This is a genomic window from Paenibacillus camelliae, from assembly GCF_023715345.1.
Taxonomy (GTDB): domain Bacteria; phylum Bacillota; class Bacilli; order Paenibacillales; family Paenibacillaceae; genus Pristimantibacillus; species Pristimantibacillus camelliae.
In genome coordinates this window covers 20656-41711 of sequence record NZ_JAMBNY010000023.1, presented here as the reverse complement: position 1 = coordinate 41711, position 21056 = coordinate 20656, and the positions used below count along the sequence as shown (strand labels likewise).

Below are 21056 nucleotides of genomic sequence, written 5' to 3'. Positions count from 1 at the left end.
CCACCATAGTTAATGAAGAGCTTTTCTATTTACATTGCGAACTTCACCCCCGCACACGCTCCACATACTTACTCGCCACCTGACTCAGCACAGCATCCGGCGTAGAGATCATAACCTGCTTCCAATAGAAGTGCGCATTATTTCCATGTCCTAGCCTAGCATGAAGATCCCCAAGCACAGACGCCAAATATATAGAATGAGGCTGCTGTACATACAACCGCTCGGCAACAGCTACAGCCTTTTCCCACTGCTGATCATTCATCTGCTTCAGAAGCTCTTCCAACAAGCCATTCTGTGAATCTACTACAGTATCTCCCTGTGAAGCTAATGCAGCAGCATCAGCTTGCAGCACAGCCGTATCCGACGCACCTCTACCACTCTTTCCCTTAGCATTTAGCATCACATCAAACACACGCTCGAAGTGATCCAGCACATGATCCACGTCGTAGACCTGCACGGAGCGATGGCATTGCTCCTGGCTTGGCAGCTCCAGCTTACCGTCAATAATTCCTTGCATCACCTCACTAAGCTGCTGGCTGTTGCCTCGCTCGAACATCCAGCCGTTCATATCAGACATAACAACTTCCTTCGCCCCATCCGTATCGCTAGCGATAACAGGAATGCCGCGCTGCAGCGCTTCGGTCAGCACCATACCAAAGCCTTCGCTATTCGATGGTAGAACGAGCACGGACGCTTCCTTAATGTGTGACCAGACGTTATCCTGCCAGCCCTTCCAATGAACTCTATCTGAGATGCCGTTCATTACGCACCACGCAGTAAAGGATGCACGCTCGTAGCCATCCCCATACAGCTCTAGACTCCAATCTCCCTGCAGCTGCTTGCAGGCATCGAGAAGTGTCGGGATGCTCTTAACCGCAGTATCAATTTGCCCAACGTAGATGATCTTAAGTGCTTTTGAACGTTGAATGAGCTGTGCGTCGCTCGCTGGAAGAGGTATGATTGGGTTGCCAACGAAAAATATCGGTGAGTACGCACTCATTGCGCGTATTTTCTGTCCAACTGGATAAGAAATCGCCAAATGAGCATCTGCATCAACAAAATGTGAAGCGGGAGCTTGATACGCTTCAGGTGGGCCATGGATCCAAGAAATAATCGGTGGATGAGTTTCCTTTGGCATGTCGATAAATGCCGAACGAACGATGTAGCTGAAGATAGGCCGGAACGTACTCAGTATAATGTCAGGATAGCCTAGCTGTTCAATAGCGTTCCGATAACGGATGGCGAACACATCACGGTGATCATTCTCTTTTCTATCTCCATTGTATGAGGAACAGATATGCACCTCATCGAGCTGGTCCATCCACGACTCAATAATTGGTGGATCATGGAACATAAATCGAACGCGATGTCCTCTTGCTTTTAAGCCCCGACTAACATGTAGCAGCACCGTCTCGAGACCACCTCGTCCGTAAATTTGATAAAGTACAATATCAATAATCATGAATGCTTCTCCTTCATTAATAATCAAGAATAATGTCGAAAAAACACACTTCAACTACGTGATAAAAAGGGGTGTTTTCGAGCATTCTCCTACAATGAAATATATGAATTTAAAAGCGCATTATGTGACAAAAACTCAATAAATCCGCACTTTTGTATTCGCTTACAATAAATCGTTGACAATTTGAACCAACCATTGTATAGTCAAGTTGTGGGCCACATATTGACAGCCACACAGCATTTATATGACGAAGGGAATGTTTGCACATGCAAGGAAAAGTAAAATGGTTTAATGCAGAAAAAGGATACGGTTTCATCGAAACAGAACAAGGTGGCGATGTATTCGTACACTTCTCCGCTATCCAAACTGACGGCTTCAAAACTCTAGAAGAAGGCCAAGCTGTTGAGTTCGATATCGTTGAAGGCGCTCGCGGTCCACAAGCTGCAAACGTAGTTAAACTGTAATTATACGGCTAATCTAGCCTCTTATTATAGTGATACAAGAACTTATAGGACTATATGGTTGGTTTCTACCAATCGTGTAGTCCTTTTTCTGTTGTTTATTCGTTATTTCACCTACTGTGATTTTCTTCTCTTAAATTATCAGAAAATTCTAAATAAACTAAAATCTATTTTGTATGTTCACCCTGCATATGCTATAATAAGAATATGTAAAGGAGGAGTGCCACATGATCTATAATATCCGAGGTCAACATGTTGAAGTTACAGCCGCACTTAAGGACTACGCTGAGAAGAAGCTCAGCAGATTGGAGAAATACTTCGATCCATCGATCACCTCCGAGGTTAATGCAACTCTCTCAGTTACTAAAGGACAACATATCGTTGAGGTTACTATTCCGATTTCTGGCATGTTTTTACGTGCCGAAGAGAGAAGCGCCGATATGTACGCTTCTATCGACTTAGTTGTCGATAAGCTAGAGCGTCAAATTCGCAAGCATAAAACCAAACTAAACCGTAAAATCCGTCAATCTGGTGGCAGTAAAGAAATTCTTCAGCCTCAGTCTTCCGCCGTATCGGTGTTAGACGAAGAGGAGGAGTTCGAGCTAGTTCGTACAAAGCGCTTTACGTTTAAGCCTATGGATGTTGAGGAAGCGATCCTGCAAATGAATATGCTAGGCCATTCCTTCTTCGTATTCTCTAACGCAGATTCCAAATCCGTCAACGTTGTTTATAAACGTAGCGACGGCAAATACGGATTAATTGAACAACAATAATAAACATAATATGATCATGAGCAAGGTCGGGTGCAGCAAGCCCGATTCTTGCTCATTTGTAGTTTAAAGGGTTAGTTTTTCTTATAAATCACTACATATTTATATATATTCGTGCCCCGACATTTTGAAAACAACAGCAATGAAAGTTATCCTTATATATATCGAATGGATATAAAACCCTGCCAATACTTGGTTCAGCTGGTATTACCACAGTGCAATACATTGCGATTACTGCAACAAACTGTTAAAATCTTAACCATAAGACGTATAATCGGAAGGGGAAAGCCATGCTCGGATTAGTAAAGAAGATATTTGGTGACTATAACGAGAAAGAAATCAAGCGACTATCCAAAGTCGTTGAGCACATAAATAACATTGAGCCGCAATATCAAGCACTGTCGGATGAGCAGCTGCGTGCGAAAACGGATGAATTTAAAGCAAGACTTGCTAAGGGAGAAACATTGGACGACATACTACCTGAAGCATTTGCAACGGCACGTGAAGCATCTAAGCGCGTACTGAACATGCGTCACTTTGATGTACAGCTGCTTGGTGGTATGGTTCTGCATGACGGAAAGATTGCAGAGATGAAAACAGGTGAAGGTAAAACACTTGTTGCTACACTTCCTGTATACTTGAACGCACTTGCAGGTAAAGGGGTACACGTGATTACCGTCAACGGCTATCTGGCTGAGCGTGATAGTCAATTGATGGGTCAGCTGTATGAATTTTTAGGTTTAACGGTTGGCTGTAACCTGCATGGTCTGACACATGAGCAGAAGCAAGAGGCCTATGCTTGCGATATTACGTACGGTACGAACAATGAATTTGGCTTCGATTACTTGCGTGACAATATGGTGCTGTACAAAGAGCAAATGGTTCAGCGTCCACTTTCTTTCGCGATTATTGACGAGGTCGACTCCATTCTAATCGATGAAGCGAGAACACCGCTTATTATCTCTGGACAAGCTGCTAAGTCTACAGAGCTGTATCATGCTGCGCAGCGTCTTGTATCGCGTATGAAGGAAGAAGTAGACTTTACAATTGATGTGAAGCTGAAAAATGTGATGCTGACAGAAGAAGGGGTTTCTAAATCGGAGCGCGCCTTCGGTATTGAGAACCTATTTGATCATGCCAATGTAACGATCAACCATCACATTCAGCAAGCGTTAAAAGCTAACTATATTATGAAGCGCGACGTTGATTATGTCGTTGAAAATGAAGAAGTTGTTATTGTTGACGAATTTACAGGTCGTCTAATGGCTGGTCGTCGCTACAGTGATGGTCTCCATCAAGCGATCGAGGCGAAGGAAGAGCTTAAGGTTCAGAATGAAAGCATGACTCTGGCAACGATTACGTTCCAGAACTACTTCCGTATGTATCGCAAATTAGCTGGTATGACCGGTACAGCGAAAACAGAGGAAGAGGAGTTCCGTAAAATCTACGGACTTGATGTTATTCAAATTCCAACGAATCGTCCGAATATTCGTCAGGATATGGCGGATGTCGTATATAAAACCGTCGCAGGTAAATTCAAAGCGGTTGTTGAGCAGATTGTGGAGCGTCATAAAAACAATCAACCAGTTCTTGTAGGTACGATTTCCATTGAGAACTCTGAAGTGCTCTCTGAGATGCTGAAGCGTCGCGGTGTGAAGCACAAGGTGCTTAATGCGAAATTCCATGCCGAGGAAGCGGAGATTATCTCTCGTGCGGGCGAGCCTGGTTCTGTTACGATTGCTACGAATATGGCCGGTCGTGGTACAGATATTATCCTTGGTGAAGGTGTCGCGGATATTGGTGGTCTGCATATTATTGGTACAGAGCGCCATGAGAGCCGTCGTATCGATAACCAGCTTCGTGGTCGTGCGGGTCGTCAAGGTGACCCGGGTTCATCTCAATTCTATTTGTCACTAGAAGATGAGCTGATGCGCCGTTTCGGAGCAGAAAACATTATGTCGATGATGGATCGTCTTGGTCTTGATGAGGACCAACCGATTGAAAGTCGCATGATTACAAGAGCTGTAGAATCTGCGCAAAAACGTGTAGAGGGTAACAACTTTGATACACGTAAAGTCGTACTTCAATATGACGATGTTATGAATCAACAGCGCGAGGTTATATATAAACAGCGCCGTGACATACTAGAGTCAGATAATATTCGTGATGAAGTTATGAATATGATCAAGCCAGTCATTGAACGTACAGTAGAAGCGCATTGTGTGGGTGACATTCCGGAAGAGTGGGATCTACAGGCTATTATTGATTATGTACATGCTAATTTGCTTGATGAAGGCAGCTTGACTCGTGAGCAGCTGTGGGGTAAAGAAAAAGAAGAAATGATCGACGTCATCTATGATCAAGTTGTTAACATATACGATCAGCGCGAGGAACAGCTAGGCGAAACAACGATGCGTGAGTTTGAGAAGGTCGTTGTACTACGCGCTGTTGACTCTAAGTGGATGGATCATATCGATGCTATGGATCATTTGCGTCAAGGTATCCACCTACGTGCATATGGCGGTACAGATCCGCTTCGCGAATATCAGTTTGAAGGCTTCGAAATGTTCCAGGTGATGACTGAATCGATTCAGGAAGAAGTAGCCAAGTACATTATGAAGGCTAGAGTAGAAAGCAACCTTGAGCGTCAAGAGGTTGTGAAGGGTCAAATCTCTTCTACAAGCGGTGGCGGTGAAGACGGCGCGAAGCGTCCAGTTCGTCGCGAAGAGCGCGTAGGACGCAATGACATGTGTCCGTGTGGGAGTGGCAAGAAATACAAACAGTGTCACGGCAAATAGAGCGGTAGTTCAAAAAGCACGACTTTGATGACGGTGATATGTGCGCAGTAACATAATCGACGTCGAATCTTGAACGCTAGCGAAAACTTCGGTGCTCACGTACCAAAAACGTACGTTGCGCTCCTCGTTTTCTACTAGCGTCCAAGCTTCTTGGTCCTGAAAGCCGAGTTTTTGAACCTTTATTGGAAGAGGTAGCTCAAATATCCGACTTTGATGACGATGCGCCTTCGGGAAGCATACCGAGCATTGTACCTTTATTGAAGTGGACATTCAAAAAGCAATAGCTACAGCGAAGCTTAAACCCTCCATAAGCGACCTCCTGACGAAGGAAGGTTCGAGCGATGGAGGGTTTAAGCGCAGCGCTGAAAAAATAGGTGAATGCTTTCGAAGTATTTTTCATGTACCTCGGAGGTTAAGCCAGATAGTATCATGAAAAATTATAGGAGTTCGATATATGATGATAGATGTAACAGTAAAGCAAGAGCTTCGCGAGATGGTTACAAGACTAGAGACACTTAGGGGGTCTCTTTGACTTAGAGCTTAAGCAAGAGATGATTGCTAACTTCGAAGAGAAAATGTCGATGCCTGATTTCTGGGATGATAATGATCGGGCGCAGTCGATCATATCGGAGCTTAATGCCGTCAAATCAGTTGTTGAGGAATACACGAAGCTGCAAAATGAGCAGCAGGATCTAGAAATGATGCTTGAACTGGTCGAGGAAGAGAAGGATGAGGAGATGGCTGGTGAGCTTACGGAAGGTGTAGCTTCCTTATCTAGTAAGCTTTCAGATTTTGAACTGCAGCTGCTGCTGAATCAGCCTTACGACAAGTTAAATGCAATTCTAGAGCTTCATCCAGGTGCTGGTGGTACGGAATCTCAGGATTGGGGGATGATGCTGTACCGCATGTATACGCGCTGGGCTGAGCATCGTGGCTTCAAGGTAGAGCTGCTCGATTACTTGCCTGGTGATGAAGCAGGTATTAAAAGCGTCAGCATACTGATCAAAGGCTACAATGCTTATGGCTATCTGAAAGCGGAGAAAGGTGTACACCGTTTAGTGCGCATCTCTCCATTCGACTCGGCTGGCCGTCGCCATACGTCCTTCGTATCCTGTGATGTCGTTCCAGAAATTGATGATACGATCGAGATTGAGATTCGTACAGAGGACTTGAAGGTAGATACGTACCGTGCAAGCGGCGCCGGCGGGCAGCACGTCAACAAGACAGAGTCTGCTGTACGTATTACGCATATTCCATCCGGGATCATTGTTGCTTGCCAGCAAGAGCGCTCTCAGATTGCCAACCGCGATCGAGCGATGAAAATGCTTCGCTCCAAGCTTTATGAACGTAAGATTGAAGAACAAATGAAACATCTTGCAGAAATTCGCGGTGAGCAATCCGAGATTGCATGGGGAAGTCAGATTCGGTCCTACGTGTTCCACCCTTACAGCATGGTTAAGGATCATCGTACCTCTGTAGAGACAGGAAATATCGGAGCAGTGATGGATGGAGACTTGGATCCATTTATCGATGGGTATCTTCGCAGTCAAATTAAACAGCAAAGCTAATCGTTATGGGGAGAGTTTCACATTAATGTGCAGCTCTCCCTTTTTAGTTCGTAAACAAAGCAGGTTCCAGCTTTCAGCACCGAGAAGATTGAATAAAGCTAGAGATCGAGGAGCGCAGCGTACGTAGTTGGTACGTGAGCACCGGAGATCTCGGCTGAGTTCAATATTCGATGCCGATTAGACGTTCAGTAATACATCGTGAACAAAGCAGGTTCCCAGCTTTCAGCACCAAGAAGATTGGACGAAGCTAGGAACTGAGGAGCGCAGCGTACGGTAATTGGTACGTGAGCACCGGAAGGACTAGCTGAGTTCAATATTCGAAGTCGAGTCCGCTACATCGCATTACATCGTGATCAAAGCTGGAAGGAAGGAAATACATATGAAACGTAATCGAAAGACATTGTCACCCACCATGCACATCATATTGAATATTGCACAGGTGCTGCTTGGATCATTCATACTCGCAACTAGCTTTAACCTGTTCCTGCTGCCGAACGGCATTGCATCTGGCGGAGTAGCGGGTATATCTGTACTAGTCGAGCGTGTCGCGGGAGTGCAGCCTGCTGTGACGCAGTGGGTGCTTAATATTCCGCTTTTCCTTGCGGCGATTGTTGTGCTAGGCAAAAAGTTTGGCGCGAAGTCGATCCTCGGCTCGGTTGTATTCCCACTTTTTGTATTGCTCACCTCTTATATTCCTGCACCGACTCACAATCCTTTACTCGCTGCGATCTACGGCGGGATTGGAGTTGGTCTTGGTCTAGCGACAGTGTTTCGAGGCGGGGGCTCAACAGGGGGCTTAGATCTTGCTGCGCAAATGCTGCATAAACTGACAGGCATTCCATATCATATGGCGGTTATATGCTTTGATGGTGCAGTCATTATCGGCACGGCGGTTATTATATCGCCAGAGGTTGCGCTGTACGCATTGATCTCTTTATTCGTTACAAGCAAGACGATTGATTTCGCGCAAAATGGTCTTCAGCTCTCTAAAGTCGCATTTATTATTAGTGATCGAACGGCGGAGCTGCAGCCGCTTATCTTGAACGATCTAGATCGCGGCTTAACCAATCTTAAGGGCGAAGGCGGCTATACGGGGCAGGATCGCAATGTCATGATGGTGGTTGTATCGCAGCATGAGGTTGTTAGACTTAAGAAAACAGTGGCGAGACATGATCCTAATGCATTTATTATTATCAGCAATACGGCTGAAGTGTTCGGCAAAGGCTTCAAAACATATCAATAAGAGGCTTGAAAAATGGATGAAAATGCGCGTTGTATTTTTATAAGTCGCAATGTATAATAATACAATGTTATGCATATTCATTTTCATGGCCAACTATTGTAAAATAGTGTAGTGATACTATCAATCTATAAATGTTCTAAAAGAGCTAGTGATAGCTTTAATATAATAAAGTTTATGTTCAAAAAGCTTGCCCGGCTTTTTGAACAACCTCATAATGGGTGCTGAAGGGGAGCGGTAAAGACATGGTTAACAAGCTGAGAATTGCAATTGTTGGTTCTACTGGATATGGCGGTGTGGAGTTAATGAGACTGCTGCAGTCTCATCCGAATGCAGAGATCACTTCGGTCATTTCATCCTCGAGCGCAGGCTCGCTTATTACGGAGGGCTATCCTCATTTGCAGGGGATTCGTGAGGAAGTGCTTGACGATGTGGATCCTGAGCTAATTAAGCAGAAGGCTGATCTTGTATTTCTAGCGACACCAGCAGGTGTAGCTTCAAAGCTTGCACCGCAATATATTGCAGCAGGCTTAAAGGTGATTGATCTATCTGGAGATTTCCGTATTAAGGATCGTGACGTTTATGAACAGTGGTATAAAAAGCCTGCAGCAGAGCAAGCGCATTTGGATCAAGCGGTGTTTGGTCTAGCGGAGGTTTACGGAGATACGGTCGTGGATGCGCCGTTCATTTCTAATCCTGGTTGCTTCCCTACGGCAACGCTGCTAGGTATCGTACCTGCATTGCAGGGCGGGCTTATTGATCACAATACATTAGTTATCGATGCGAAGTCAGGCGTGTCTGGAGCGGGTCGAGGTGCTTCGCTTGGTACACATTATTCTGAGCTTAACGAGAATTTTAAAGCATATAAGATTAATCAGCATCAGCATATTCCTGAGATCGAGATGGTGCTGTCGCAGGTGGCAGATGAGCAGGTAACAGTAAGCTTTACAACACATCTTGTCCCAATGACGCGCGGAATTATGGCGACGATCTATGCCAAGCTTAACCAAAACGTAACCGAGTCAGACCTTATTAAGCACTATGAGCAATATTACGAAGGTCGTCCATTTGTTCGAATTCGTCCTGAAGGTCAATGGCCTGCGACGAAAGAGGTGTGGGGCTCGAATTATTGCGATATTGGTTTTTCTGTCGACAAGCGCACGAATCGCGTGACCATTATTTCTGTCATCGATAATTTGGTGAAGGGTGCAGCAGGTCAGGCCATTCAAAATATGAATCTAATGATGGGTTGGGACGAAACGCTAGGCTTGCAATTTGTTCCTGTATACCCTTAACGATAAGGAGATCGAGTGTATATGGCAGAAGGGCAGTTTACGATTGTAGAGGAAGGCTCTGTAACCTTCCCGTCAGGATTTTCAGCAGGCGGCTTGCATTGCGGATTGAAAAAAACAGATCGCCATGATCTTGGAGCCATTGTCTGTGAAGTGCCAGCAGCGGCAGCAGCGGTCTATACGACAAATGTATTTCAAGCAGCGCCAATCAAAGTAACACGCGAGAGCATCAACAGCAGCGGCATGCTCCGTGCAGTCATCGTTAATAGCGGTAATGCGAATGCATGCACAGGTAAGCAAGGTGAAGCAGACGCTTATGAAATGCGAAACGTATTTGCAGATATCATTGGTGTTGCACATGAGGATGTAGCGGTTGCTTCTACTGGGGTTATCGGCGAGCTGCTTAAAATGGACCGCGTGCGCTCAGGGATCTCTCAGCTGCCTGCGAAGCTTGAAGCGAGTGAGCAAGGGGCGGAGGATTTTAGCCAAGCGATTCTGACAACAGATCTCGTGAAGAAAACCATTGCAGTAGAGCTCGTTATTGACGGCAAAACGGTACGCATTGGTGGAGCTGCAAAGGGCTCTGGTATGATCCATCCGAACATGGCAACGATGCTTGGTTTTGTAACGACCGATGCGAGCATCGAGCCAGAAGCGCTACAGCTGCTGCTTCGTCAAGTAACCGATCTCAGCTTTAATATGATTACGGTGGATGGCGATACGAGCACGAACGATATGCTCGTGGCGATGGCGAGCGGTTTAGCGGGCAATAATACGCTGAATGAAGCCCATCCTGATTGGGAAGCATTCCGCGTGGCGATGACGCATGTTTGTGTACACTTGGCAAAAGCGATTGCACGTGATGGTGAAGGGGCTACGAAGCTCGTAGAGGTTCGCGTTGAAGGTGCAACAAGCGATGAAGCGGCGCAAGCAATCGCTAAAACGATTATAGGCTCATCACTTGTGAAATCAGCGGTATTTGGCGCAGATGCGAACTGGGGTCGGATTATTGCAGCAGTAGGACGCGCTGGTCAGCCAGTTAATCCTGATACGGTCGATATTGCACTAGGTGATATCGTTACACTGCGTCAATCTTCTCCGGTGGCCTTTGATGAGGAAGCGGCTTTGGAATACTTACAAGGAGATACAGTAGTGATCTCTGTTCAGCTTAATATGGATAACGGAAAAGCAAAGGCGTGGGGCTGTGATTTGACGTACGACTACGTTCGAATTAATGCAGCATATCGCACGTAGTTAGGAGGAAGAAACATGTCTAAACAGCGCTTTGTTATGAAATGCGGCGGCAGTACGCTGGCGGCTTTGCCTAGCAGCTTTTTTGCAGAGCTGCGACAGCTGCAGCAGGATGGGGTAGCCCCTGTTATCGTGCACGGCGGTGGACCAGCGATCTCGGAAACGCTGGATAAGCTCGGGATCGAGACGGAATTTGTTCAAGGCTTGCGTAAAACGAACGATGAGGTGCTCGATGTTGTTGAGATGGTGCTAGCTGGCCGAATCAACAAGGAAATCGTACGCAAGATGCAATCAAGCGGGGCACAGGCGATTGGCCTATCTGGCGTAGACGGAATGCTCATTCAAGCGCAGCCTGTTGCCAATAGTGCGGAGATCGGCTTCGTTGGAGATGTGACGCATGTTAATGCTACAATTGTAGAAGGAATTATGAGCATGGGCTATATCCCAGTCATTGCTCCAATTGGCATCGATGAGAACGGACAGCGCTACAACATTAATGCGGATACGGCTGCGGGTGCGGTTGCATCAGAGCTAGGTGTATCGCGTATGATCGTTGTAACGGACGTCCCGGGCATAATGAAAACAATAGATGGTGAAAAGGTTACACTTCCAAGTGTCACAGTTGCAGACGTTGAGGCGATGATTGCTAGTGGTGAAATCTACGGTGGCATGATTCCAAAGGTACGTGCAGCGATTCAATGCCTTCAAGGCGATGTGCAAGAGGTTGTTATCGTTAGTGGTGCACAGGAAGGTGTGCTGACGCAGGCTGTTAAGGCAGGCGGAGTTGGTACGATCATTAAGCAATAGAGAGGTGTTCGTTATGAGTCAGGAGACAATTGAAGCGACAGGTCAGTCGTTGTTTCCAACCTATGCTAGATACCCGCAGGCTATTGTTAAGGGTGAAGGCAGCTGGCTATGGGACAGTGAAGGCAACAAATATTTGGATTTCATGAGCGGGATTGCGGTAACGAACTTAGGTCATGCACCTAAGGCTGTAAAGGAAGCGCTGGTTGCTCAGCTGGATCAGCTATGGCATATCTCTAATCTATTCCAAATCCCTAATCAAGCGGAAGCAGCAAAGCTAATTACAGACAATAGCTGTGCAGATGCTGTGTTTTTCTGTAATTCGGGAGCGGAAGCGAATGAGGCAGCGATTAAGCTGGCACGCCGCTATCAGCAGAAGGTTAAAGGCAGCGGACGCTATGAGATTATTACATTCCATCAGTCCTTCCACGGACGCACATTAGCAACGTTAACTGCGACCGGACAGGATAAGGTGAAGGAAGGCTTCGGGCCGCTGCCTGTTGGCTTCAAGCATATTCAGCTCAATGATCTTGCTGCATTGAAGGCGGCCATTACATCTGAGACAGCGGCGATTATGCTCGAGATGGTGCAGGCTGAGGGTGGGATTCATCCTGTAGATCGTGACTATATTCAAGCGGTTGCTCAGCTATGCAAGGCTGAAGGAATTCTGCTTATTGTGGATGAGATTCAGACAGGTATCGGAAGAACGGGTAAGCTGTTTGCCTATGAGCATTTCGGTATTGAGCCGGATATTTTCACAATGGCTAAAGGTCTTGGAAGTGGCTTTCCAGTTGGTGCGATGGCAGCGAAGGAAGAACTTCGTGACGCATTCACGGCAGGCAGCCATGGCTCCACCTTCGGAGGAACGCCAATTGCAACTGCAGCTGTTAAGGCAACGCTAGAGACGATCGTTGGAGACAACGTTCCTCAGCATGCTGCGAAGCAAGGCGCATATTTGACAGAGCAGCTGCGCGCGAAGCTGCAAGGAAATTCGTTTGTAACAGACATCCGCGGCTTAGGACTTATTGTTGGTATTGAATGCAAAGAACCGGTTGCTGATCTTATCGTTGAGGCCCAGCAGCAAGGACTGCTTGTCATTACAGCTGGCCCGAACGTAATCCGCTTGCTGCCGAACCTGCTCGTAACGAATGAAGAGATTGATCAAGCGGTTTCGATACTATCAGCGATTTTATCGAAGCGCTAAAAGATATAGATTGCTCGTTATACGCTGATGCGTGCGATGCGCATCAGCTTTAGTCTTGTTTAGTAAATGGAGGGTTTACATATGGTAAGAAGCAAAGAGGAAATTGCACAAAGCATGAAGGGCAGAGACTTCTTGATGCTTGTTGATTATACACCAGATGAGATTCAATACCTGATCGAGCTAGCCATTGAACTGAAGGAAAAGCAGAAGGCAGGTCAACCTCATCAACCACTTAAAGGAAAAACAGTTGGTCTTATTTTCGAAAAATCCTCGACACGTACTCGCGTATCCTTTGAGGTTGGCATCTATCAGCTTGGCGGTCAGGGCTTATTCCTAAGCGGCAATGATCTGCAGATCGGCCGTGGTGAAACGATTCTAGATACTGCACAAACTCTTTCTCGCTATCTAGATGGCATTATGATCCGTACGTATGAGCATCGTAAAGTTGTTGAGCTTGCACGTGGAGCTACGATTCCGGTTATTAACGGTTTAACAGATCTATCTCACCCATGCCAAGCATTGGCTGATTTTCAGACGATTTATGAGAAGCACGGCTCCTTTGACGGCGTGAAGCTTGCGTACATTGGCGATGGTAACAATATGGTACACTCGTTGATGATGGGTGCGGCTAAGCTTGGCGTTGACATGTCGATTGCTACACCTGAAGGCTATGAGCCAGATGAGGACATTATTGCTCAGACGCTTGCAGTCGCTGAGGAAACAGGTGCGAAAATCGTTGTGTGCCGTGATCCGAAGGAAGCGATTGAAGGCGCGAACTTCATCTATACCGACGTATGGGCAAGCATGGGTCAAGAAGCAGAGCAGAAAGAGCGCGAAATCGCCTTTGCTAACTATCAAATCGATGATGAGCTAGTAAAGCTCGCAAGCCCAGACTTTATGTTTATGCATTGCTTACCTGCACACCGCGGCGAAGAGGTAACGGAAAGTGTAATTGACGGTGAGCATTCTATTATTTTTGATCAGGCAGAAAATCGTCTCCATGCGCAAAAAGCGATTATGGCTGCGATTATGTCTTAATATAGGAGGAGTGGTTCAACATGGCAAAGGATAAAATTGTATTAGCCTATTCAGGTGGTTTGGATACGTCTATTATTTTGAAATGGTTAAAGGAAACGTACGACGCAGAAATTATTGCTTTCACAGCAGACATCGGTCAAAAGGAAGAGCTAGACGGACTTGAGGAAAAAGCAATACAGACAGGTGCTTCGAAGGTTTACATCGATGATTTGCAGGAGGAGTTCGCTAAGGACTTTATCTTCCCAATGTTCCAAGCGGGTACGATGTATGAAGGTCAATACCTTCTTGGTACGTCCATTGCACGTCCACTTATTGCGAAGCGCATGGTAGAGATTGCTCGCGCAGAAGGTGCGAAGTACATCGCTCACGGCGCAACAGGTAAAGGAAATGACCAGGTTCGCTTTGAGCTTGGCGTAGCTGCACTTGCTCCAGAGATTGAAATCATTGCCCCATGGCGCTCTGAGCAATTCCGTAACGACTTCCCAGGTCGCGCAGAGATGATCGCATTTGCAGAAAAGCATGGTATTCCTGTAACGGCATCCGCTGCGAAGCCATATTCTACAGACCGTAACCTTCTACACATCAGCTTTGAGAGCGGTATGCTAGAGGATCCTTGGTTTGATCCAAGTGCTGAGGAGAACGAAGAGATGTACGTGCTGAGCGTATCACCTGAGCGTGCTCCTGATGAAGCAGAATACGTTGAGCTTGAGTTTGAGCAAGGTAACTGCGTAGCGATTAACGGCGAGGCAATGACTCCGCTGCAAGTAATGGATAAGCTAAATGAGCTTGGCGGCAAGCATGGTATCGGCCGTGTAGATATGGTTGAGAACCGTTTCGTTGGTATGAAGAGCCGCGGTGTATATGAAACACCAGGTGGGACGATTCTATTTACTGCTCATCGCAAGATGGAATCATTAACGATGGATCGCGAAGTAATGCACTTGCGTGATTCTTTAATCTCCAAATACAGTGAGCTTGTATATAACGGCTTCTGGTTTGCGCCTGAACGTTTGGCGCTTCAAGCTCTTGTTACAGAGTCTCAGAAAAACGTATCAGGTGTTGTTCGCCTGAAGCTATATAAAGGCAATGTTATCGGTGCTGGGGTGAAGAGTCCAGTCAGTCTATACAATCCTGATATTGCAACGATGGAAGCAGATCCTTCTCAAGCCTACGATCAAGGCGATGCAACAGGCTTTATTCGTCTAAATGCACTTCGCTTGAAGGTTTCTGCAGGTGTGAATCAGAATAAATAAATTAAACGACGCGATATAAGCTGAACTGGTAATTGGGCAGACTGTGAAATATTCTTACGATCGCTGTTGTCCCCCAAATTTCTATGATTAAAATTCAAAGTAGAAATTTGTGGACAAAGGCGACCGCTTCGCTTCTTCAGAATCATTTCACATTCTGCTTCAAGAAGCTAGTTGTTCAGCTTATATCGCTTGTTATAGGAAGGGAGTTAACACGTGAGCAAGCTATGGGGTGGACGTTTTACGAAGAAAACGGACCAATTAGTTGAAGAATATACAGCATCCATTACTTTCGACAAAGCGCTTGCTGAGGAGGATATCCAAGGCAGTTTGGCGCATGTGACGATGCTTGGCAAGCAAGGCATCCTGCCACAGGAGGATGTAGAAACGATAAAAGCGGGCTTACTACGCGTGCTTGATCGGATTAAAGCAGGAGAACAACAATTTTCTGTCAGCGATGAAGATATTCATATGAATATCGAGAAGGCACTTATCGAGGATGTTGGACCAGTAGGCGGTAAGCTGCATACGGGCCGCAGCCGTAACGATCAGGTCGCTACTGATATGCATCTATGGCTTCGTAAGCGCGTTGTTGAATTTGTTGAGCTATTGCGCAAGCTGCAGGAAGCATTGATTGGACAAGCAAAAGCGAATATCGATACGATTGTGCCAGGCTATACACATCTACAGCGTGCGCAGCCGATTCTATTCGCTCATCATATGATGGCCTACGTGTCCATGTTTGGTCGCGACATCGAGCGTTTGCAGGATAGCTATAAGCGCATTAATGTGCTTCCGCTTGGTGCAGGTGCACTTGCAGGAACGACATTCCCGATCGACCGCCATTTTGTTGCGGAGCAGCTGAAGTTTGATCGTGTGTATGAGAACAGCCTAGATGCTGTAAGTGATCGTGACTTTATTCTAGAGTTTTTAGCGGATGCTTCGATCATTATGATGCACCTATCTCGCCTAAGCGAGGAGCTGATTATGTGGTCTAGCACCGAATTCAGCTTCGTTGAACTGGATGATGCATTCTGTACGGGCAGCAGCATTATGCCGCAGAAGAAAAATCCTGACGTACCGGAGCTAGTCCGTGGTAAAACAGGTCGCGTCTACGGAGACCTAATGGGGCTATTGACCGTGTTGAAATCTTTGCCGCTTGCGTATAACAAAGATATGCAAGAGGATAAAGAAGGCATGTTCGATACCGTAACAACGCTGCAAGGTGCATTGCAGCTGTTTGCGCCGATGATCGCAACGATGAAGGTGAACCAAGGTCGCATGCGTCAAGCAGTTAACCAAGACTTCTCTAATGCTACAGACATTGCGGACTTCCTTGTTAACAAAGGACTACCGTTCCGTCAAGCGCATGAAGTCATCGGTAAAACCGTGCTGTACTGTATTGAAAACAATAAGTACTTGCTTGATCTTTCACTTGATGAGTTCAAGCAATTCTCAGAGCTGTTCGATGATCGTATCTACGAGGTTCTGCAGCCAGAGCAAGTGGTTAACGCGCGTAACGTATACGGCGGTACTGCGAAGCCACAAGTAGAAGCAGCTATAGCACGTGCGGAGCAAGCGATGCAGACTACTGCTGCGTGGGTAGCGGAATATCTAGAGCGTTCGCAATAAGTACGACATTTATATGTGAAATCGTACCTCCAACTGCCTAAGGCAGCCAAATGAGAGGTTTACGATTAGAAAAAGACGAGCATTAGCCTCAAAAGCTGATGCTCGTTTTTCTGTGTATAGTCTCCTTAACATAATGAGTATGATCGTACTACCAATTTTACGGTTTAAATTGTATACTTTATGAAAAGGTTGCGTATGATGAAGGGAGGAGAATGAAAGGTGGGGATTGTAATAGACAAACCACGCTTTAATGTTGATCAAGTTAATTCTGCCACTTATGCTTCCAAACGTTTTGGAGAAATAAGAAAAAAAGCTAAACAGCTTCCACAATTCATTTCAGAAAACAATTGTGTGGATACGGTTGTGCTGGATTATAAAGTATATGAAGAAATGTATATGGAACTTCAAGCTTTAAGAGAATTGACTTGGGAACTAGAGATTGCTCGACGTCTTGAAACAGCCGATAGAATGACCCTTCGATATAGCGTGAAAGATGTTCTAAGTGATACTGAATACGAAGAGTTCCGTAGCATCGATCCAAACAATATTTCAGATGCGGAATTATTTGAATAGTTATGGTTAAAAAGTTTGAAGTAGTGTTTATAGAAGAAGCAAGAATTGAGTATAAAAATCTTGATGGTTCCATTAAAAAACTTGTTAATGTTGCACTCGCTAAAATGGAAGAACGTGCTGATGTACTTGGTGAAGAGTTAACAAGTAAGCATGGATTAAAGTTAATTGGTTGTAGAAAAATAAAGTTTCGTAAAGCTGGTATTCGAATTGTATATCGGATTGTTGGAGATAAAGCAGAAATTGCTGAGATTATTTTCGTCGGTAAAAGAGAGGATAATGAAGTTTATATAGAGGCATTTAAGCGACTAAAAGAATTATGAAAAGATTCCTAGGCTATAGGGATCTTTTTTTGTTCCCAGCTAACCTTCTTTCTAAGGATGGGAGCTGGGTATTTATTTGTTTGGATAAAGGTTCTCCCCTAAGTTAGTGGAGAACAACGATGTTGTGGAAAAGCGAAGCGTTCGCCTTTGTTTGCGGATTTCTACTATATAAGAACTAATATAGAAATCCGCGAACAACAGCGATTGGAACAATATTGTAGTTCGTAACGGCGCAAGCGGCAAGCAGTTGATGCAACACCACTAGAAGTAATTCCCTTAATTTTAGCCTCGAGAAAATAGTGCCTCTTAAAACAAGGTTGGGCAGCTTCACAAACCTAAGAAGCAGTCCACTCGCCACATTACGCAGCCTTTGCCGCTTGCATGCTGTCGATTTCGACATCGCAATGTCTTAAATGAGAAAAATTAGAAAAGTGAAAATTGGCTAATCATCGGAGAACCTTGAAGGAATTAGACATAACCTGTCGAACATATAGTATTGAACTTTTTACAGGATGTGATAGCGTGATAGAAATGCACGATATATGGAAAACGTACGCCGACGGTACGAGTGCACTTAACGGAGTGTCGGTCAAGATAGATCGAAATGAGTTCGTTTACTTAGTTGGACCTTCAGGGGCAGGGAAATCTACCTTCATGAAGCTGATTTACCGCGAGGAAATCCCGACAAAAGGTGAGATCTTCGTGAATGGCTTTAATATCGGGAAGCTGAAGCAGCGCAAAATCCCGTACGTACGCCGTAACATTGGCGTTATCTTTCAAGACTTTAGACTTTTACCGAAACTAACAATCTATGAAAATGTAGCCTTTGCTATGGAAGCTATTGAAGCGCCTCGGAAGGTGATTAAGAAGCGTACGATGGAAGTGCTGGAACTTGTCGGATTAAAGCATAAACATAAGAGCTTCCCGTCCCAATTATCCGGTGGAGAACAGCAAAGGGTGTCTATTGCCCGGGCAATTGTGAATAATCCGGCGGTTATTGTCGCGGATGAGCCGACAGGAAATCTTGATCCAGATACATCTTTAGACATTATGAATCTACTTGAAGAAATTAATTTCCGAGGGACGACCATTGTCATGGCAACGCACAATAAAGAAATTGTCAACTCGATGCGCAAGCGCGTCATTGCTATTGAACATGGCAATATTGTGCGCGATGAGCAAAGAGGGGAGTACGGATATGAAATTTAGCACGTTAACACGACACATTAGAGAAGGCTTCAAGAGTATACTGCGTAACGGCTGGATGTCCTTTGCTTCTATTACTTCGATTTTTATCTCTCTCTTAATTTTGGGAGTATTTATACTATTAGCTTTAAACATGAATGCAATGGCTTCACAGATTGAAAGTCAGGTTCAAATCCGAGTGTTCCTCGAAACAGATGTCGCAGACGATGTAGTTGCAGACCTTCAAAAGCAGGTAGGCAATATTCCTGAAGTAAGCAAGCTAATTTATGTGTCCAAGGAAGAAGGACTAGCCCAGCTACGTGATCGAATGGGTGAAGATAATAGTGATTGGCTTGAAGGCTATAACAACGAGAACAACCCACTTCCGATTACTTTTACGGTGGAAGTATTTGAACCTAAGCTTGTAAAAAGTGTAGCAGATCAGATACATAGCATCGCCGGAACCTATGAGACCTCTCCAGTTGCGGATGTAAAGTATGGTCAAGGTATTGTTGAAACGTTGTTTAAGGTAACGGATGCCATTCGTAATGCTGGTTATATTGTTGTTGCTGCGTTATCAATAACAGCGGTACTGCTTATCTCCAATACGATTCGTATGACGATTGTTGCGCGTCAGCGCGAGATCAGCATTATGAAAATGGTTGGAGCAACAAATTCATTTATTAGATGGCCATTCTTTGTCGAGGGCGCCCTAATTGGGGTCATTACCTCTGTCTTAACAACAGCCATTGTACTCATTGGATATGATCAAATTATTAATGCATTTCAATATGAACTGTCTTTCTTAACGATGCAGCTGCTGCCTGTTAAGGAAGTAATGGCGCTAACGTCGCTAACGATGATTATCCTCGGCTCCTTTATCGGAATCTGGGGTAGTGTGATGTCTGTTCGAAAATATTTGAAGGTGTAGGTGAAACAATCGTGTCCATGAAAAAGGTAGCTGCATATACGCTGACTGCTGCACTGCTTGTGTCCTTAAGTGCACTTTCACCAAGTAGTTATGCCACAACTGCATCGCAGATTACGAAGCAAATCGAAGAAAAGAATCGGGAAAAAGCTGCATCAGAGCAACGTGCAAAAGAAGCAGCTGCAGAAGCAGCGCGTGTAGCGAAAGAGCAGCAGCAAGTGACGGACGAAAAGGCGCAGCTTGAGGCAGAACGTGACAAGCTCATGGCAGAAATTCGTGAGCTATCTAAGGAAAAAGAAAAAACAGAAGCAAAAGTAGATGAAGCAGAAAAACAGCTAAAGCTAACGGAGCAGGAGTTGGAAGAAGCCATTGCACAGGTTGAGAAGCAGGACGAGCTGATGCAGAAGCGTACACGCTTAATGTACAGCAATGGTGTCGTTTCTTATCTTGAGGTACTGTTAAGCGCTACGAGCTTTAGTGATTTTCTTGATCGATTCGATTCCTTGCAAATTATTCTTCAATCTGATCGTGAAATGCTAGATTCCTTTAAAGATGCGCAGCAGGAAGTAGAAGATAAGAAGCTGCAAGTGGAGACACAGCTTGCCGAGCTTGAAGCGATGTATGAGGACCTTAAGCGTGAAGAGCAAGTATTGATTAACAAGGAAGCAGAGAAGGAAGAGCTGATTACGAAGCTTGGCAAGAAGTATGAAGAGCTGCACGAATTGCACGAGGAGCTTAGTGAAATTACGGAAGAAGAGGAACGTAATCTAGTTAAGATCGCCTCTGAGTTGTCTAAACTTTATGCGGAGAAGAAGCGTCTAGCTAATCCATATTCTGGTGGAAAGCTTGGTATGCCGATCGATTCTAAGTATCGAGTTACTTCTAATTTTGGCATGAGAATACATCCGATAACAGGCAAGAAAAAGGCACATAACGGAACGGACTTTGGTGCTCCATCAGGCACACCGATTTATGCGGCAGAAGCTGGGATTGTTATCGTTGCTAAATACACGAGCGGTTACGGCAATACTGTAATTATTGATCATGGTAATGGCTTATGGACGTTATACGCTCATATTAAAAACAATGGTATTCTCGTTAAAGAAGGCGAGGAAGTGAAGCGCGGAGATAAGATTGCTTTAGTAGGCAGCACGGGGAATTCTACGGGACCGCATTTGCACTTTGAGGTTCGTAAAAACGAGGTTCCGGTCAATCCGTCTAACTACTTGAAATAGGTTGTTGCACAGTAGGCTGTCTATCCAATAGACCGCCTATTGTTG

The 21056-nt window shown here is 45.2% G+C and carries 18 protein-coding genes; 17 read left to right on the top strand and 1 reads right to left on the bottom strand.

From position 1 onward, the window contains the following. Positions 1–43: 43 nt before the first annotated feature. Positions 44–1462 (bottom strand): glycosyltransferase, encoded by a 1419-nt coding sequence (locus tag M3180_RS21675; protein WP_251671402.1) that lies wholly within the window; start codon positions 1460–1462, stop codon positions 44–46. Between the two features lie 266 nt (positions 1463–1728). Here M3180_RS21675 and M3180_RS21670 point away from each other — a divergent pair, with 266 nt between their 5' ends. The 17 genes from M3180_RS21670 (at position 1729) to M3180_RS21590 (ending at position 21011) form a co-directional block, all read left to right on the top strand. Beyond that, positions 1729–1926, top strand: coding sequence for a cold shock domain-containing protein (locus M3180_RS21670; RefSeq protein ID WP_251671400.1), 198 nt, complete (start codon positions 1729–1731; stop codon positions 1924–1926). 224 nt (positions 1927–2150) lie between these two features. Then, complete coding sequence (hpf, locus tag M3180_RS21665; RefSeq protein ID WP_251671398.1) at positions 2151–2696, top strand: ribosome hibernation-promoting factor, HPF/YfiA family; 546 nt, start codon at positions 2151–2153, stop codon at positions 2694–2696. A 287-nt stretch (positions 2697–2983) separates the two neighbouring features. Then, a complete protein-coding gene (secA, locus tag M3180_RS21660) occupies positions 2984–5491 on the top strand; it encodes a preprotein translocase subunit SecA (protein ID WP_251671396.1) in 2508 nt (835 codons plus the stop codon). A gap of 457 nt (positions 5492–5948) precedes the next feature. Then, a protein-coding gene (gene prfB / locus M3180_RS21655; protein WP_251671449.1) for a peptide chain release factor 2 occupies positions 5949–7059 on the top strand; the annotation gives its coding sequence in 2 pieces (ribosomal slippage) (positions 5949–6020 and positions 6022–7059; 1110 coding nt in all). Positions 7060–7438: 379 nt separating this feature from the next. After that, positions 7439–8302, top strand: coding sequence for a YitT family protein (locus M3180_RS21650; RefSeq protein ID WP_251671388.1), 864 nt, complete (start codon positions 7439–7441; stop codon positions 8300–8302). A gap of 242 nt (positions 8303–8544) precedes the next feature. Beyond that, positions 8545–9594: an N-acetyl-gamma-glutamyl-phosphate reductase gene (gene argC, locus M3180_RS21645; protein ID WP_251671386.1), complete on the top strand. Its 1050-nt coding sequence runs from the start codon at positions 8545–8547 to the stop codon at positions 9592–9594. A 21-nt stretch (positions 9595–9615) separates the two neighbouring features. Then, complete coding sequence (argJ, locus tag M3180_RS21640) at positions 9616–10845, top strand: bifunctional ornithine acetyltransferase/N-acetylglutamate synthase (protein WP_251671384.1); 1230 nt, start codon at positions 9616–9618, stop codon at positions 10843–10845. A 15-nt stretch (positions 10846–10860) separates the two neighbouring features. Further along, positions 10861–11649, top strand: coding sequence for an acetylglutamate kinase (gene argB / locus M3180_RS21635; protein ID WP_251671382.1), 789 nt, complete (start codon positions 10861–10863; stop codon positions 11647–11649). Between the two features lie 13 nt (positions 11650–11662). After that, positions 11663–12850, top strand: coding sequence for an acetylornithine transaminase (gene argD, locus M3180_RS21630; protein WP_251671379.1), 1188 nt, complete (start codon positions 11663–11665; stop codon positions 12848–12850). Between the two features lie 81 nt (positions 12851–12931). After that, positions 12932–13888, top strand: coding sequence for an ornithine carbamoyltransferase (gene argF, locus M3180_RS21625; protein WP_251671377.1), 957 nt, complete (start codon positions 12932–12934; stop codon positions 13886–13888). 20 nt (positions 13889–13908) lie between these two features. After that, positions 13909–15141 carry an argininosuccinate synthase gene (locus M3180_RS21620; RefSeq protein WP_251671375.1) on the top strand — a complete coding sequence of 411 codons (1233 nt, stop codon included), beginning with the start codon at positions 13909–13911 and terminating at the stop codon, positions 15139–15141. Positions 15142–15354: 213 nt separating this feature from the next. Further along, positions 15355–16770: an argininosuccinate lyase gene (argH, locus tag M3180_RS21615; RefSeq protein ID WP_251671373.1), complete on the top strand. Its 1416-nt coding sequence runs from the start codon at positions 15355–15357 to the stop codon at positions 16768–16770. A gap of 219 nt (positions 16771–16989) precedes the next feature. Further along, positions 16990–17343 (top strand): hypothetical protein, encoded by a 354-nt coding sequence (locus M3180_RS21610; protein ID WP_251671371.1) that lies wholly within the window; start codon positions 16990–16992, stop codon positions 17341–17343. Between the two features lie 2 nt (positions 17344–17345). Beyond that, the gene (locus M3180_RS21605) at positions 17346–17663 is read left to right on the top strand and encodes a type II toxin-antitoxin system RelE family toxin (protein ID WP_251671369.1); all 318 of its coding nucleotides are present in this window, start codon (positions 17346–17348) and stop codon (positions 17661–17663) included. A gap of 522 nt (positions 17664–18185) precedes the next feature. Continuing rightward, on the top strand, positions 18186–18872 hold the full coding sequence (gene ftsE / locus M3180_RS21600; protein WP_251671367.1) for a cell division ATP-binding protein FtsE: 687 nt from the start codon (positions 18186–18188) through the stop codon (positions 18870–18872). Beyond that, the gene (gene ftsX / locus M3180_RS21595; RefSeq protein ID WP_251671365.1) at positions 18862–19779 is read left to right on the top strand and encodes a permease-like cell division protein FtsX; all 918 of its coding nucleotides are present in this window, start codon (positions 18862–18864) and stop codon (positions 19777–19779) included. The genes ftsE and ftsX overlap by 11 nt, the downstream gene beginning before the upstream one ends. 17 nt (positions 19780–19796) lie before the next feature. Beyond that, the gene (locus tag M3180_RS21590) at positions 19797–21011 is read left to right on the top strand and encodes a murein hydrolase activator EnvC family protein (protein ID WP_251671447.1); all 1215 of its coding nucleotides are present in this window, start codon (positions 19797–19799) and stop codon (positions 21009–21011) included. Positions 21012–21056: the final 45 nt, after the last annotated feature.

Coding starts and splice junctions, on each gene's coding strand:
- hpf (WP_251671398.1), top strand. CDS start 2,151: ATGATCTATAATATCCGAGGTCAACATGTTGAAGTTACAGCCGCACTT.
- M3180_RS21670 (WP_251671400.1), top strand. CDS start 1,729: ATGCAAGGAAAAGTAAAATGGTTTAATGCAGAAAAAGGATACGGTTTC.
- M3180_RS21605 (WP_251671369.1), top strand. CDS start 17,346: ATGGTTAAAAAGTTTGAAGTAGTGTTTATAGAAGAAGCAAGAATTGAG.
- M3180_RS21620 (WP_251671375.1), top strand. CDS start 13,909: ATGGCAAAGGATAAAATTGTATTAGCCTATTCAGGTGGTTTGGATACG.
- argF (WP_251671377.1), top strand. CDS start 12,932: ATGGTAAGAAGCAAAGAGGAAATTGCACAAAGCATGAAGGGCAGAGAC.
- M3180_RS21650 (WP_251671388.1), top strand. CDS start 7,439: ATGAAACGTAATCGAAAGACATTGTCACCCACCATGCACATCATATTG.
- argB (WP_251671382.1), top strand. CDS start 10,861: ATGTCTAAACAGCGCTTTGTTATGAAATGCGGCGGCAGTACGCTGGCG.
- M3180_RS21675 (WP_251671402.1), bottom strand. CDS start 1,462: ATGATTATTGATATTGTACTTTATCAAATTTACGGACGAGGTGGTCTC.
- secA (WP_251671396.1), top strand. CDS start 2,984: ATGCTCGGATTAGTAAAGAAGATATTTGGTGACTATAACGAGAAAGAA.
- argC (WP_251671386.1), top strand. CDS start 8,545: ATGGTTAACAAGCTGAGAATTGCAATTGTTGGTTCTACTGGATATGGC.
- argJ (WP_251671384.1), top strand. CDS start 9,616: ATGGCAGAAGGGCAGTTTACGATTGTAGAGGAAGGCTCTGTAACCTTC.
- ftsX (WP_251671365.1), top strand. CDS start 18,862: ATGAAATTTAGCACGTTAACACGACACATTAGAGAAGGCTTCAAGAGT.
- argD (WP_251671379.1), top strand. CDS start 11,663: ATGAGTCAGGAGACAATTGAAGCGACAGGTCAGTCGTTGTTTCCAACC.
- M3180_RS21590 (WP_251671447.1), top strand. CDS start 19,797: ATGAAAAAGGTAGCTGCATATACGCTGACTGCTGCACTGCTTGTGTCC.